Below are 14693 nucleotides of genomic sequence, written 5' to 3' on the forward strand. Positions count from 1 at the left end.
CACCAAAACAGTGCCGCGGAGGCGCAATTTTCAAGTTTTGTAATTATTTTGTCATCACTTCAGATACCCAGACCTATGACCGATCTACCGGATACCGACTACACCCAACGCTTCATCTTCGATGACAGCGACACTCGCGGCGAACTGGTGTCGTTGGAGCGCAGCTACGCCGAAGTCCTCGCCAAACACGCTTACCCGGAGCCGGTAAAACAACTGCTCGGCGAACTGATGGCCGCGGCGTCGTTGCTGGTCGGCGCGTTGAAGTTCGATGGTTTGCTGATTCTCCAGGCCCGCTCCGACGGCCCGGTGCCGTTGCTGATGATCGAATGCTCCAGTGAGCGCGAAATCCGTGGCCTCGCCCGTTACGAGGCCGACCAGATCGCCCCCGACGCGACCCTCGCCGACCTGATGCCCAACGGCGTATTGGCGCTGACCGTCGACCCGACCCAAGGCCAGCGCTATCAGGGCATCGTCGACCTGGATGGCGAAACCCTGTCGGAGTGCTTCACTAATTACTTCGTCATGTCCCAGCAGGTGGGCACGCGTTTCTGGCTGTACGCCGACGGCCGTCGCGCCCGTGGCCTGTTGCTGCAGCAGTTGCCCGCCGACCGTCTGAAAGACGAAGAAGAACGCGCCGCCAGTTGGCAGCATGTCACTGCACTCGCCAGCACCCTGACCGCCGATGAATTGCTCAGCCTGGACAACGAAACCGTGCTCCATCGCCTCTACCACGAAGAGCAGGTTCGGCTGTTTGATGTGCAGAAGCTACGCTTCCGTTGCAGCTGCTCGCGCGAACGATCTGCCAATGCACTGGTCAGTTTGGGTCAGGAAGATGCCCAGGCATTGGTCATCGAACACGGTGGCCACATCGAGATCGATTGCCAGTTCTGCAATCAGCGTTACCTGTTCGATGCCGCCGATATCAGTCAATTGTTCGCTGGCGCGGGTGTCGAGACGCCGTCAGATACCCGTCACTAAAACGGTTCAGCGCAGGTAAATTCACTGGATAGTGCCGGAATAACGCCGTTACGACGGGAGGGCCCTACTTTTTTTGGGCTTTTCTGGCATAATCCGGCCCACTTTTTTCGCGGTAGTAGTGCACGACTTTCTACTACAAAACGTTTGGAGCACTCGGCCACTGGCCGACGGGGAACCTCATGACGCAAGCCAATAACGCCGTGTACACCGATCTGAGTGTTGATGATCTGGTTAAAGAAGCCCTGAATCGCGGTGAAGGCGAGCTTGCCGATACCGGCGCGCTGGTTGTTCGCACCGGTCACCGTACCGGCCGCTCGCCAGTCGATCGTTTCATCGTTGAAGAGCCGACTACCCAGGCCGCAATCGCCTGGGGCCCGATCAACCGCAAGTTCCCGGCCGACAAGTTCGATGCCCTGTGGGCTCGCGTTGAGGCGTTCAACAACGCGCAAGAGCATTTCGTTTCCCACGTGCATGTAGGTGCGTCTGAAGACCACTACCTGGCCGTGAAGATGACCACCCAGACTGCCTGGCAGAACCTGTTCGGTCGTTGCCTGTTCATCAACCCGGAAAAGTACAACCCGGCTGGCCGTGATGAGTGGCAAGTGCTCAACGTTGCCAACTTCGAATGCGTTCCAGAGCGTGATGGCACCAACTCCGACGGTTGCGTGATCCTCAACTTCGCACAGAAGAAAGTGCTGATCGCCGGCATGCGTTACGCCGGTGAGATGAAAAAAGCCATGTTCTCGGTGCAGAACTTCCTGCTGCCGGCTTCCGACGTACTGCCGATGCACTGCGCCGCCAACATCGGCGAAGCGGGCGACGTGACCCTGTTCTTCGGCCTGTCCGGCACCGGTAAAACCACCCTGTCCGCCGACGAAAGCCGTTACCTGATCGGTGACGACGAGCACGGCTGGGGCGAAGGCGTTGTCTTCAACATCGAAGGCGGCTGCTACGCCAAGTGCATCGACCTGTCCGAGAAGAACGAGCCGGTCATCTGGAAAGCCATCAAGCACGGCGCAGTCCTGGAAAACGTCGTGATCGACGACGCCAAGCACGCCGACTACGCCGATGTCAGCCTGACCCAGAACAGCCGCGCCGCCTACCCGCTGGAGCACGTTGCCAAGCGTTCCGAGAAAAACCTCGGTGGCGAGCCAAACGCTGTGATCTTCCTGACCTGCGACCTGACCGGCGTTCTGCCGCCAGTGTCGATCCTCAGCGAAGAACAAGCGGCCTACCACTTCCTGTCCGGCTACACCGCACTGGTGGGCTCGACCGAAATGGGGTCCGGCAGCGGCATCAAGTCGACCTTCTCCACCTGCTTCGGCGCACCGTTCTTCCCGCGTCCGGCCGGCGAATACGCAGAACTGCTGATCAAACGCATCCGCGGCTTCGGCTCCAAGGTCTACCTGGTCAACACCGGCTGGACCGGCGGCGGCTACGGCGTCGGCAAACGCTTCAACATCCCGACCACTCGCGGCGTGATCGCAGCGATCCAGAGCGGCGCGTTGATCGGTGCTGAAACCGAACACCTCGACACCATCAACCTCGACGTGCCACTGGCCGTACCGGGCGTTGAGACTGGCCTGTTGAACCCACGTAATACCTGGGCCGACAAGGCTGCTTATGATGAAGCCGCTAAAGCACTGGCCGGGTTGTTTGTTGAGAACTTCAAGAAGTTCGAAGTGAGCGACGCGATCAAGGCTGCTGGGCCGAAGTTGTAAGACTGGTTTGATGTAATGAAAAAGCCGCCCTTTGGGGCGGCTTTTTTGTAGGTGCAATTCAGGCTGTCAGGCACACCGTAACTGCCATTATTCCAGTCGAAAAGGCACTAAACGACCAGAATAATGGCACTTACGCGCTCGGCTAGATGGCTTCCAATTCCTGTGTCTCCCACCGTTGCACTTTGATCGCTTGGTAAAGCATTCCGATGGTTAGCGGGACTTTGTCACCGCGCCCCTTCGCCCGGCGCTTTTGAAACACATCAAACCCTTCCGGTTGGAAATAGCGATAAGCGTCGTAGTCGATGAAGTCGATCCCAAACTGTTCTTCTAGCGCTTCCATCAAATGCCGCGCATCAGCGCCATCGCAACCTAAGTCGAAGTTGATCGAGGTGGTGAGGCTGATGGCTTTGCGTTCGGGCAGGCCGAGTTCTTCGTGCAGCAGCTGCATGAGCAGGTGCATGGTGTGGTCGTCGGGGAAGTTGGGGGCGAGGTTCATGGTGCGTTGTCCCTTATTGGCCTGGGTCACATCGATATGCTTGCGATTTTGTTTGGCTTGCAACGCATCAACGTGGGATTCGCGGGAAGGTTGACGCTCACCCAGTAAGATCTCGTCCATCTGTTGAGCGCTTTCCATCAGCTCATCAAAAAACTTGCTCATGGTTGTCTCCGGTGTTTGATGGCGGCTTTCAGCGCTGTTTGACCGTTCTCACGCAGAACGTGAGAACGATCAGTTCACTCGACGTCAGGCGGGGGCTTTCCAGCCCATCATTCGTTGTTGGGCGACTTTGAGCAGGTCGCAGCCGTCTTGGGCCAACAGGCAGAGCGCGTGGGTGATGTGGGGGATGTCTTCGAGATCGCCTTGCTCGAAGCATTGGCAGTGCAGGGTTCGGAGCAGTTCGCTGGAGGCTCGGACACGCTGGAGGGCGGCTTCGAGGAGGTCTTGGGGGTTGGCCTCAGTGTCGATGATCAGGGCCGGGGTATCGGTTAGGTTGGTTTTGAGTGGGCGGTAGCGATCGGGGAATGGATTAAGTTTATTCATTTGGTTGTTCTCTTTTATTTATCTGGAGAACCGCTGCCATCGTGACCAAACGATGGGTGGCGGACTGTGTTCAGGTTGGTCAACCAGGGAGAGAAAACCCGGGTACGCGGAAGCGTCCCAAACACAGCCGCCATAAAGCGTGCCGACACAAAAGAAGTCGGCAGCATACAAGGGCATGCGTAAGTTTTCTCTCAAATTCAGGTGACCAAACCCGAGTCGCTGATTTGGCAGCGACAGTCCGACTATAGATACGAGCCGCCGGTTGGCGATAGGCGACAAGGTGTCTTCTGTTGTAGGACCGGGATGAAGCTTTGATAGGGCGTTGCCTACGGACTCATCCCCAAGTGAATTTCTTCGTTTACTTCTTCCCAGGCACACCGCGTTGTCGTTCTTCGCGGGCAAGCCTCGCTCCTACAGGGATGTGTGGTGGGCATTAACCAGCGGTGATTTTTGGGAGGCGTTGGCGGGCGATGTCGAGGAGTTCGTTGCCGTCCTGGGTCAGCAGGTAGAGGGCGTTGACGATGTTGGGAATGTCGCTTGCGTCCGCCTGTTTGAAGCACAGGCAGTACAGCGTTTCGAGCAGGTCGCTGGCGGCGCGGATGCGCTGTCGGGCGGCGTCGAGGATTTCGTGCGGGTCGGCCTCGGTGTCAATGACCAGGACCGGGGTGTCGCTGTAGCGGCTTTTGAGTGGGCGATAGCGGTCTTGCATCTGGGTCAGTCCTGTAGGAAGTCTGGCAGGCCGACACTGTTTCAGCCGCGCCGAAAACTATGAAGCGGACGACGCGTTGCGGCAATACGGCCGCAATCGACACAGCTTGTAGGGGATTTACTGGTCTTCGGGTATTAGCCCTACGCGTTTCCCGAGATTTTTTGATCAAAACCCTTACAGGTGAAATTTCCTACGTGTTTGTCAGGCGCAGCGCAGCAAACCTCTGTATCGTGCGCGCCAGAATCTGTAGGGCATTTCGAAAATGCCTGGTTAAGCACTTAAAGGGAATTAGGTATGCAGTGGCTACGTATGGCCTCGGTTTTGTTGTTATGGGCGGGTGCTTGTCGTTTGACCGGCGCGGCCGACGCGGGTAACTCGATGGTGCTGGCCAACATGGACCGCACTGGCTGGCCGGACGCGCTCACCACTCAGGCGAACATGGACACCGCCTCCCGCGCCGAGGTGTTGATGTTCGGCAAGGCGCTGTTGGCCAGTGAAGCGCTGGATGAGCAGGGTCTGAAACAGCGTCTGGGCGTGCAGGCGGTGAAACTCAAGTCTGTGCGACAGGTGCGTGACGGGCTTTGGGATCGGTTGCTGACCACCTACCGCAACGCCAGCCAAAACTGCGACGGTGAACCGTTCTGCCCGCGTGTGCGAAGCGTCGCTGATTTGCGTCAGTTGGCGGCGGCGTTCACCGGTGAAATCAGCCCGGCCCATGCGGCGTGGGCGAGCAAGAGCCAGGTGTTTCATGAGCAGGCGTTGAATGAGCAGCTGCGGGTGGCGGTGTTGGTGCCCTGAGTAGTTTCATGATTATTGTGGTGAATGGGCTGGCCTCATCGCGAGCAGGCTCGCTCCCACATTTGTTCTCGGTTGTGCACAAAATTCAGGTTCACTGAAGATCAAATGTGGGAGCAACTGTCTTCACCCTGCCATCCCCCCGCACCATCCGCTGTATCATTCCGTATCGTTTTTGCCCCCGACCTTTTCTCGACTCGCTGCGATCACCGGCTAGGCTTTGGGCTTCGCAGCGGTCAACGGAGTGACAGCTTATGCACAACACCCTGGAACAGGTTTTCGGTTATCCACAGTTTCGGCCCGGCCAGGAGGCGGCGATCAGCGCGGTGCTCGCCGGGCGCTCGGCGGCAGCGATTTTCCCCACGGGTTCAGGCAAGTCCCTGTGTTACCAGATGTCGGCGGTGTTGCTGCCGCACCTGACGCTGGTGGTCTCGCCGTTGTTGGCATTGATGCAGGATCAGTTGGCGTTTCTGCAGCGACACGGTATCGCGGCGGGCAGTATCGACTCGGCCCAGAGCCGCGACGACGCCAGCGATGTGATGGCCCGCGCCAAGTCCGGCGAGTTGAAGATTCTGATGATTTCCGTGGAACGCCTGAAGAACGAGCGCTTCCGCAATTTTTTGCAGCAGGTGCCGATCTCGCTGCTGGTGGTGGACGAGGCGCATTGCATCTCGGAGTGGGGCCATAACTTCCGCCCCGACTACCTCAAACTCCCGGACTACCAGCGCCAGTTCAACATCCCTCAGGCGTTGTTGCTGACCGCCACCGCGACCCCGAAAGTGATCGCGGATATGGAGGCGAAATTCGCCATCGCCCCTGAAGACGTGGTGACCACCGGTTTCTATCGGCCGAACCTCAACTTGCTGGTCGAGCCGGTTCGCGGTCAGGACAAACGCCGGCGCCTGGTTGAATGGATGAGCGAACGTCCCGGCCAGCCGAGCATCGTCTACGTCACCCAGCAGAAAACCGCCGAGCACATCGCCGAACACTTGGTTCGCAATGGCATTCAGGCCGAGGCCTATCACGCCGGTTTGCCCCATGAACAACGGGAAGCGATTCAAAAGCGCTTTATGGGCGGGCAGTCCAATTGCATCGTCGCGACCATCGCGTTTGGCATGGGCATCGACAAGAGTGACATCCGCAACGTGGTGCATTTCGACCTGCCCAAATCCACCGAAAACTACAGTCAGGAAATCGGTCGCGCCGGGCGTGACGGTCAGCCGTCTGACTGTCTGGTATTGGCCAACCGCGACAGCCTCAACGTGCTGGAAAACTTCGTCTACGGCGACACGCCGGAACTGGACGGCATTCGTCATGTGCTCGACGAGTTGCAAGCCACTGCGCCTGAGGGGCAGTGGGAGTTTCTGCTGGGGCCGTTGGCCGATCAGAGCAACATTCGTCAGTTACCGCTCAAAACCTTGTTAGTGCAGTTGGAACTGCGTGGAATCATCGCGCCGCGTTACGCTTACTACGCCGAGTACCGCTTCAAGTATTTGCAGGAGCCGGAAGACTTGCTGGCCCGCTTCGAGGGTGAGCGCAAGGATTTCGTGGCGGCAATCATCCAGACGTCCACTCGGGCGCGGACTTGGGCCACGGTTAACTTCGATGCGTTGTACCAGCAGCATCGAGCCGAGCGCGATCGCGTGGTCAAGGCACTGGATTATTTCCAGGAGAAGGGCTGGGTCGAGCTGGAAAGCAAGCAGATGACCGAGGTCTACAGCCTGTTGCAAACGGACTTCGACAGTCAGGCACTGAGTGCCGAACTGCATGCTTATTTCACCCAGCATGAACGCACCGAGATCGCGCGAATCCACGCCATGCTGGATCTGTTCGCCACCGAGCACTGCCTGGGTTATCGCCTGGCCGAGTATTTCGGCGACGAAAACGCGCCGCAGCAGTGCGGGCATTGTTCGGTGTGTTATGGGCATGTGGCCCGACTGCCCGCACCACCGGAGTTACCGGCGCTTGTGGATAAAAACTTCGAGGCGCTGTGCGGTGATTTTATCCACAAGCATGAGCAGCACGTGGGCAGTGTTCCTTCTGCCGAACGCGTGACACGGTTTTTGTGCGGGATCAGCGTGCCGCTGTTTACCAAGCTCAAGGCACGGTCGATTCCGGGGTTTGCGGCGCTGGAGGATTATCCGTATGGCGAAGTGCGGAGTTGGGCTGAACAACATCTTTCAGGTTGAACCGGGCCTCTGTGGGAGCGAGCCTGCTCGCGATGAAGTCATCACATTCAGCATCAATGTTGAATGTCAGTCCGCAATCGCGAGCAAGCTCGCTCCCACAGGGACCCCAGCGTTTGGCAGATGTAGATCCATCCGCTGAATGTCCCCCATCACAGGAATAAATTTCAAAAAAGCCCGGTGGCTGACTATGGTGAGGGCTGTCTTTGGATCGCCAACAAGAGAACAACCATGAGCCAGACACCATTCAACATTCAGCGCGCCGCCGTCATCGGTGCGGGCACCATGGGCCGTGGCATTGTCATGTGCCTGGCCAACGCCGGGGTGCCGGTGCAGTGGGTGGATAACAATCCGCAGATGCTTGAGCAGGCGCTGGTCGCCGTGGCCGAGACCTGCGCGCACAACGTGCGTCAGGGCCGGATCGATCAGGCCGAGGCGGATGCTCGTATTGCACGGATCACAGCCGCTGCCGATTACGCGGCGATCCGCGATGTCGATCTGGTGATTGAAGCGGTGTACGAAAACCTCGAGCTCAAGCAGAAAATCTTCCGTGAACTGGATGGCCTGCTCAAACCGGAAGCCATTCTGGCCAGCAACACGTCGGCGCTGGATATCGACGCGATCGCCGCGGCCACTCGCCGTCCGCAACAAGTGCTGGGCCTGCACTTCTTCAGCCCGGCGCACATCATGAAATTGCTGGAAATCGTTCGTGGCGCACAGACTGCGCCGACGGTGCTGGATGCCGCGCTGGAACTGGGCAAGCGCATGGGCAAGGTCAGCGTGGTGTCGGGCAATTGCGAGGGGTTCATCGGCAACCGCATGCTCAATACCTATGTGCTCGAAGCGCGCAAGATGCTGCTTGAGGGCGCTTATCCCTATCAGGTGGATGCGGCGCTGCAGGGCTTCGGTTTCGCCATGGGGCCGTTTCGCATGTTCGATGTGGTCGGCATCGACCTGCAATGGCGCGCTCGGGAACTGGCCGGTGTCGGGCAGGATGCGCCGCAGGTCCAGGTGGATAACCGCCTGTGCGAACTGGGGCGTTTCGGCCAGAAGAGTGGCAACGGTTATTACCACTACGAAGCGGGCAGTCGCCAGGCTGAGCACGATGTGGAGGTGGATGCGCTGGTGCTGGCAGTCAGCGAAGGATTGGGCTTCCAGCGTCGCGAGATCGGACCTGAGGAAATTCTGGAGCGCTGTTTGCTGGCGCTGGTCAACGAGGGGGCGAAGATCCTTCAGGAAGGGATTGCCGAATCGGCGCATGACATCGATCTGGTGTACCTCAACGGCTATGGCTTCCCCGCGGACAAGGGCGGGCCGATGGCCTGGGCGGATCAGCAGGGGTTGGCGGACATTCATCAGCGGTTGTTGGCGCTTGAAACCCGGCAGGGTGATCACTGGCAGCCGGCGCGGTTGATTGGGGAGTTGGCGGTGGTGGGTAAAGGGTTTGCTGATTTGTAGCGTCTCTAATGACGCCATCGCGAGCAGGCTCGCTCCCACAGTTGATCTTCGTCGAACACTTATTTCGCGTTCGGCCGAGATTCAATGTGGGAGCGGCGGTGCGACGATTCGACTTGCTCGCGATGAACGATAACGCGGTTTTCGCCTTAAACTCGCAACCCAACTCAAGGAACCGACATTGATGTCCAACCCGATGCCCCAACGCACCGACTACCCGCACTTCCAGCCCATCACCACTCGCTGGCACGACAACGATGCCTACGGTCACGTCAACAACGTCACCTACTACAGCTTTTTCGACACTGCGGTGAACACCTATCTGATCGAAGTCGGCGGCCTCGATATTCATGATGGCGAAGTCGTGGGTTTTGTCGTGAGTTCGGCTTGTGATTACTTTGCCTCCATCGCTTTCCCCGACCGGATCGAGATCGGTTTGCGGGTGGGCAAGTTGGGCAACAGCTCTGTGCAATACGAACTGGCAGTGTTCAAGGCCGGTGAAGACGAAGCCTGTGCGGCAGGGCGTTTCGTGCATGTGTTTGTGGATCGGACGTCGAATCAGCCGGTGGCGATTCCTGCCGGGTTACGCGGGGCGCTGGAGCGGTTGGCGGTTTGACGGGCAAAAAAAATCGCAGCCTGTGGGCTGCGATTTTTTGATCTACCGGTAAACGAGGCGATTCAAGCCTCAGTCGCGATAGCGATGTTTGTGCTTGCGATGGCCGTAGTGGTGGCCACGATCATGGTGACCATCACGGTAGGAACGGCGATCGCCACGGCCACGACGATCGTCTTCGTCGTCGCTCTTGTTACCCATGTAGTTACCCAGCGCGCCACCGGCGCCGCCACCTGCCGCGGAGCCGATCAGGCTGCCGGTGGTGCCGCCCATGCTGCGGCCGACCACGTTACCGCCCGCTGCGCCCAACGCACCGCCAATGGCCGCTTCGCCACGGCTGCGTTTGTCTGCGCCGACTGCGCTACCACCCGCGCCGCCCAGGGCTGCGCCGATGGTTGAACCTGTGTTGCCGCCTAACGATTGCCCGACGACCGAGCCCAAAACCCCGCCCAATGCGCCGCCCACACCTGCTTCGGTGGTGCCTCCGGCAGAAGCTAAGCCACTGACCAGGCCAAGGGACAACAAGAGAATCGAGGAGAACTTCATAGAGGAACCTCAAGGGGATGACGGCGCGATCCTGAGGCTGAGGCAGGGTGCTTACAATCGAAATCCGACGAATGACACGACTTCAAAAGATATACCTAAGTTGCTGTTTTATAGCCGGAACTTAAGTGTTTTTCGCCGGTCTTTAGCTACTTCGGATAGGCCGTTTTTGTGAAAAAACGGCCTTTTTTGTGGGCGGTTGGAAAGTTATCTTGCCGCTGAAAATCCGGCGCGTACATCGTCTTGTGGCGAGGGAGCTTGCTCCCGCTGGGTCGCGAAGCGGCCCCAAAAAAAGCAGCGGCTGCTGCGCAGCCGAGCGGGAGCAAGCTCCCTCGCCACAGGGGGGCGCGAGTTAAGCCGATTTGGCCATGATCAACCCAGTCTCACTCGCCGCCTCCAACCGAATCGCCACAAACTTCGACGTCGGCGTATGACTGCCATCCCCGGTGCTCTCCAGCGGCACCAGCGGGTTCACTTCCGGGTAATACGCGGCAGCCTGCCCCGCAGGAATATCAAACGCCAGCAGCGTGAAGCCCTTCACCCGACGCTCAACGCCATCGTCCCAGATCGACACGATGTCAGCCTTCTGTCCCGGCTTGAAGCCCAGGCGAATGATGTCGGCTTCGTTGACGAACAACACGTCGCGCTGACCTTTCACGCCGCGATAACGGTCATTCAGGCCATAGATCGTCGTGTTGTATTGATCGTGGGAGCGCATCGACTGCAGGATCAGGTCCGGCAATACGCCAGTGGCGCGGGTGCGTTCGTGTACCAGGTCCTTGGGCAATACGTTCGGGCGGAAATTGGCCCGGCCTGACGCGGTGTTCCATTTACGTGCACCGGCACTGTTGCCGAGATAAAAGCCACCAGGGTTCTTGATCCTCTCGTTGAAATTCTTGAAGTTGGGAATGGTGTCGGCAATCAGGTCGCGGATACGGCTGTAGTCCGCCACCAGCCAGTTCCAGTCCACCGGATGGCTGCCCAGCGTGGCGGCCGCGATACCGGCAAGAATCGCAGGCTCCGAGCGCATCTGGTTCGACAGCGGCTCCAGCTGGCCATTGGAAGCGTGGACCATGCTGAACGAGTCTTCGACGGTCACTGCTTGAGGGCCTTCGGTTTGCCGGTCGATGTCGGTCCGGCCCAGGCACGGCAGGATCAGCGCGTCTTTACCGTGGGCCAGGTGGCTGCGGTTGAGCTTGGTGCTGATCTGCACGGTCAGGTCACAATTGGTCAGGGCCTTGAAGGTCCGTGGACTGTCGGGGGTGGCTTGGGCGAAGTTGCCGCCCAGGGCGATGAACACTTTTGCCCGACCTTCGGCCATGGCGTGAATCGCTTCAACCACGTTGTGGCCGTTTTCACGCGGCACCTTGAACTGGAAGCGACGTTCCAGGGAGTCGAGGAACGCCACTGGCGGACGCTCGTTGATGCCCATGGTCCGGTCGCCCTGCACGTTACTGTGGCCACGCACCGGGCACAGGCCTGCACCCGGCCGGCCGATGTTGCCGCGCAGCAGCATCAGGTTGGCAATTTCCTGGATGGTCGCCACCGAATGACGATGCTGGGTGATACCCATGGCCCAGCACATGATGACGCTCTTGCCTTTGGCGTACATGCGCGCAGCTTTTTCGATCTCGACAAGGGGCAGGCCGGATTGCTCGACGATCTGTTCCCACGAGGTGTCGTCAACGACGCCCAGGTATTCCAGCACGTTGACGCTGTGTTCATTGAGGAAGTCGTGGTCGAACACGGCAGGCTCACCCGCCTTCTGCGCATCGCGCTCCCATTGCAGCAGGAACTTGGCCATGCCACGCATGATCGCCATGTCGCCGCCCAGTGCCGGACGGAAGTACGCGGTGTTGGTCGGCTTGTCGCCATTGGTGAGCATTTCGATCGGGTGTTGCGGGTGCTGGAAACGTTCCAGTCCCCGTTCTTTTAACGGGTTGATGCACACCACTTGCGCGCCACGTTTGACCGCTTCACGCAGCGGTTCGAGCATCCGTGGGTGGTTGGTGCCGGGGTTCTGGCCCCAGACGAAAATCGCATCGGCGTGTTCGAAGTCATCGAAGGTCACGGTGCCTTTGCCGACGCCAACGCTCTGCGCCAACGCGACACCGCTGGCCTCGTGGCACATGTTCGAGCAGTCGGGGAAGTTGTTGGTGCCATAGGCGCGCACGAACAATTGATAGAGGTACGCCGCTTCGTTGCTGGCACGCCCCGAGGTGTAGAACTCGGCCTGATCCGGGCTCGACAAACCGCGCAGATGCTTGGCGATCAGGGCAAACGCATCGTCCCAGCTGATCGGTTGGTAGCGATCGGTTTCGGCGTTGTACCTCAATGGCTCGGTCAGGCGGCCCTGATATTCAAGCCAGTAGTCGCTCTGCTCCAGCAGCTGAGTGACGCTGTGTTTGGCGAAGAACTTGCCGTCGACACGGCGTTTGGTCGCTTCCCAGTTCACCGCTTTGGCGCCGTTCTCGCAGAACGCCACCATGCCGGCTTCATTGGAGTCGCCCCAGGCGCAACCGGGGCAGTCAAAGCCTCCGTTCTTGTTGGTCTTGAGCATCATGCGCAGGTTTTTCAGCGCGTTGTCGCTGGTCAACCAGGCCTGGGCAACGCTGATCAGCGCGCCCCAGCCACCGGCCGGGCCTTTGTAGGGCTTGTAACGGGGGACGGGTGTCTGGTCGGCTTGACGGTGTTGACTCACGCTTGATTCTCCAACGCTGGGCTGTAGACCCGCGGCGCACTTTTCTGCGGCAGGTGGATGAGATTGAGGTTATGGCGACGGGCCCATTGCACAGCAAGGCCCGTGGGCGACGACAGGCTGACGAGGGTCTGGATGCCTGCGCGCAACACTTTCTGGATCAATTCGAGGCTGCAACGACTGGTGACAATCGCCAGTCCGCCGGTGGTCGGGATTTTTTGTCGGATCAGCCCGCCAATCAGTTTGTCGAGGGCGTTGTGTCGGCCAATGTCTTCGCGACCCAGCAGCAATTCGCCTTCGGCGTTCATGAACACCGCCGCATGCACCGCGCCGCAATGCTGACCGAGTGGCTGGAACGCGCCGATGCGCTGGCGCAAGCCGTCGAGCCATTCGGCGGGTGGCAGGGGCGCGCCGGGCAACACTTTGAGATCCGGCAAGGCCTGCTCCACGGCTTCCACGCCACACAGTCCGCAACCGCTGGTGCCGGCCAGTTGCCGACGCTGCTGCTTGAGGTTCCAGAAGGCGCGGTTGGCGATGGTCACTTGCGCGTACTGCGCCGAACCCGAGCCGCTGAGTTGCAGGTCATAAATGTCGGCAGCGTCTTCGATGATGCCGCTGCCGAGGCTGAAACCGACGATGAAGTCTTCCAGGTCCGTCGGCGTCACCAGCATCACCGCCTGGCTGATGCCGTTATAGGCAATCGCCAACGCGACTTCTTCGGCCAGCGCGGTGCTGGCCGATTCGGTGTATTGAAGATCGCTGTAGCTGTACGTTTGGCTGGCGGAGGGCGCGGGCGTTTCAAGGGCTGGCGCCGCGCAAACAGGACGCTTGGCGTTCATGAGGCTTCACCGACGGTTTAGTCAGGTTTAAGCCTATGCGCGTCAAGTTGTCGCGTCTAATCGCTAATACTGATCTGCCGATAGATGGCGTCGATCAAGAGCCGGTTGGCGATTTCTGATAGATCGCAAAACAGGCTTCCGCCAGCGCCGACCGCGGCGCGCTGCGACGCATGATCAGCCCCAGTTGGCCGAGGGTCTGCGCGTTTTCGATCGGATGTAAACGCAGATGATCGGTCAGGTTTTCCAGGCCACCGTCCAGCGGCATCACGGCGCAACACAAACCACCGTGCACAGCTTGTAACAGTTGATGCACGGCATCGGTTTGCAACAGCGGCTGCGGGGTGAGGCCGCGGCTGTGGAAATTGTGGTCGATGGACTGGCGGAAATGCATGCCGCTGGTGAGCATGCCCAGCGGCAGTTCGATCAGCGACTCCCAGCTCAGCGGCGCCTCACCGAACGTGAAGAAGCGCTGATCGTAGAGCAGACCCATGCGGGTTTCGCTGAAGGTCAGGGAATCGAAGCGTTCGGTGTCCAAACGCTCGAGGTACGACACGCCGAGGTCCAGGCGATTGTTCGCCAGTTGTTCGAGGATCTGCTCGGAGCTCAATGCAGAGAGTTCGAAACGCAGGTTCGGGTGTTCGGTATGCAGCCGTTGAAGCAGGGGCAGCGGATCGAAACTCGACAATGGCACCACGCCCAGGCGCAGCGTACCCACCAGGTTGCCGCGACAGGCAGCGGCCTCCGCCTGCAAACCGTCACAGGCCGCCAGCACGGTGCGCGCCCAGGCCAGCACCCGCTCACCCGGCGCGGTAAAACCTTCGAAGCGCTGGCCACGGTTGACCAATGGCAACTCCAGTTCTTCTTCGAGGCTGCGCAGACGCATGGACAAGGTCGGCTGGGTGATGTGACACCGTGCGGCGGCCTGGCCGAAGTGCCGGGTTTCGTCGAGGGCGATGAGGAATTTCAGTTGCTTGATGTCCATCTTCGCTCCAGGGCGCGGGAAGGTCGGGATTCTAGCGCCTGGGGGCAAGCGGCGTCATTGGTCGGGTGGGAACCGAGGGTTGCAACGTTGGTCTAGGCTTTTGCGTCTGGAACCCAAAACCCAAGGAGAGTGCAC

Annotated in this window: 13 protein-coding genes; 6 read left to right on the forward strand and 7 right to left on the reverse strand. The window is 59.5% G+C overall.

Features of this window, described 5'->3' with window-relative positions; translation table 11 throughout:
* Positions 1-75: 75 nt before the first annotated feature.
* Both hslO and KJF94_RS27740 read left to right on the forward strand, forming a co-directional pair.
* Positions 76-978 (forward strand): Hsp33 family molecular chaperone HslO, encoded by a 903-nt coding sequence (gene hslO / locus KJF94_RS27735; RefSeq protein ID WP_214380176.1) that lies wholly within the window; start codon positions 76-78, stop codon positions 976-978.
* A gap of 179 nt (positions 979-1157) precedes the next feature.
* On the forward strand, positions 1158-2699 hold the full coding sequence (locus tag KJF94_RS27740; protein ID WP_214380177.1) for a phosphoenolpyruvate carboxykinase: 1542 nt from the start codon (positions 1158-1160) through the stop codon (positions 2697-2699).
* 142 nt (positions 2700-2841) lie between these two features.
* Here KJF94_RS27740 and KJF94_RS27745 read toward each other — a convergent pair whose 3' ends face one another.
* From KJF94_RS27745 to KJF94_RS27755, 3 genes are all read right to left on the reverse strand, one after another.
* Complete coding sequence (locus KJF94_RS27745; RefSeq protein WP_214384966.1) at positions 2842-3195, reverse strand: DUF1493 family protein; 354 nt, start codon at positions 3193-3195, stop codon at positions 2842-2844.
* Positions 3196-3441: 246 nt separating this feature from the next.
* Complete coding sequence (locus tag KJF94_RS27750) at positions 3442-3738, reverse strand: hypothetical protein (protein ID WP_214380178.1); 297 nt, start codon at positions 3736-3738, stop codon at positions 3442-3444.
* A gap of 433 nt (positions 3739-4171) precedes the next feature.
* A complete protein-coding gene (locus KJF94_RS27755) occupies positions 4172-4447 on the reverse strand; it encodes a hypothetical protein (RefSeq protein WP_214380179.1) in 276 nt (91 codons plus the stop codon).
* Positions 4448-4741: 294 nt separating this feature from the next.
* Here KJF94_RS27755 and KJF94_RS27760 point away from each other — a divergent pair, with 294 nt between their 5' ends.
* From KJF94_RS27760 to KJF94_RS27775, 4 genes are all read left to right on the forward strand, one after another.
* Positions 4742-5245 (forward strand): polysaccharide deacetylase, encoded by a 504-nt coding sequence (locus KJF94_RS27760; protein ID WP_214380180.1) that lies wholly within the window; start codon positions 4742-4744, stop codon positions 5243-5245.
* A 251-nt stretch (positions 5246-5496) separates the two neighbouring features.
* On the forward strand, positions 5497-7431 hold the full coding sequence (locus KJF94_RS27765; RefSeq protein WP_214380181.1) for a RecQ family ATP-dependent DNA helicase: 1935 nt from the start codon (positions 5497-5499) through the stop codon (positions 7429-7431).
* 228 nt (positions 7432-7659) lie between these two features.
* Complete coding sequence (locus tag KJF94_RS27770; protein WP_214380182.1) at positions 7660-8886, forward strand: 3-hydroxyacyl-CoA dehydrogenase; 1227 nt, start codon at positions 7660-7662, stop codon at positions 8884-8886.
* A 181-nt stretch (positions 8887-9067) separates the two neighbouring features.
* The gene (locus tag KJF94_RS27775) at positions 9068-9499 is read left to right on the forward strand and encodes an acyl-CoA thioesterase (RefSeq protein ID WP_214380183.1); all 432 of its coding nucleotides are present in this window, start codon (positions 9068-9070) and stop codon (positions 9497-9499) included.
* Between the two features lie 69 nt (positions 9500-9568).
* On the opposite strand, the gene KJF94_RS27780 is transcribed toward KJF94_RS27775, so the two are convergent.
* The 4 genes from KJF94_RS27780 to KJF94_RS27795 form a co-directional block, all read right to left on the reverse strand.
* Positions 9569-10042, reverse strand: a complete 474-nt coding sequence (locus tag KJF94_RS27780) for a glycine zipper domain-containing protein (RefSeq protein ID WP_214380184.1) — start codon at positions 10040-10042, stop codon at positions 9569-9571.
* Positions 10043-10391: 349 nt separating this feature from the next.
* Positions 10392-12740: an FdhF/YdeP family oxidoreductase gene (locus KJF94_RS27785; RefSeq protein ID WP_214380185.1), complete on the reverse strand. Its 2349-nt coding sequence runs from the start codon at positions 12738-12740 to the stop codon at positions 10392-10394.
* On the reverse strand, positions 12737-13576 hold the full coding sequence (gene fdhD, locus KJF94_RS27790) for a formate dehydrogenase accessory sulfurtransferase FdhD (RefSeq protein WP_214380186.1): 840 nt from the start codon (positions 13574-13576) through the stop codon (positions 12737-12739). Before fdhD ends, KJF94_RS27785 begins: the two co-directional genes overlap by 4 nt.
* 94 nt (positions 13577-13670) lie before the next feature.
* Entirely contained in the window at positions 13671-14558 is an 888-nt protein-coding gene (locus KJF94_RS27795) for a LysR family transcriptional regulator (RefSeq protein WP_214380187.1), read from the reverse strand.
* Between the last annotated feature and the right edge of the window lie 135 nt (positions 14559-14693).

Source organism: Pseudomonas hormoni (assembly GCF_018502625.1).
Lineage (GTDB): Bacteria > Pseudomonadota > Gammaproteobacteria > Pseudomonadales > Pseudomonadaceae > Aquipseudomonas > Aquipseudomonas hormoni.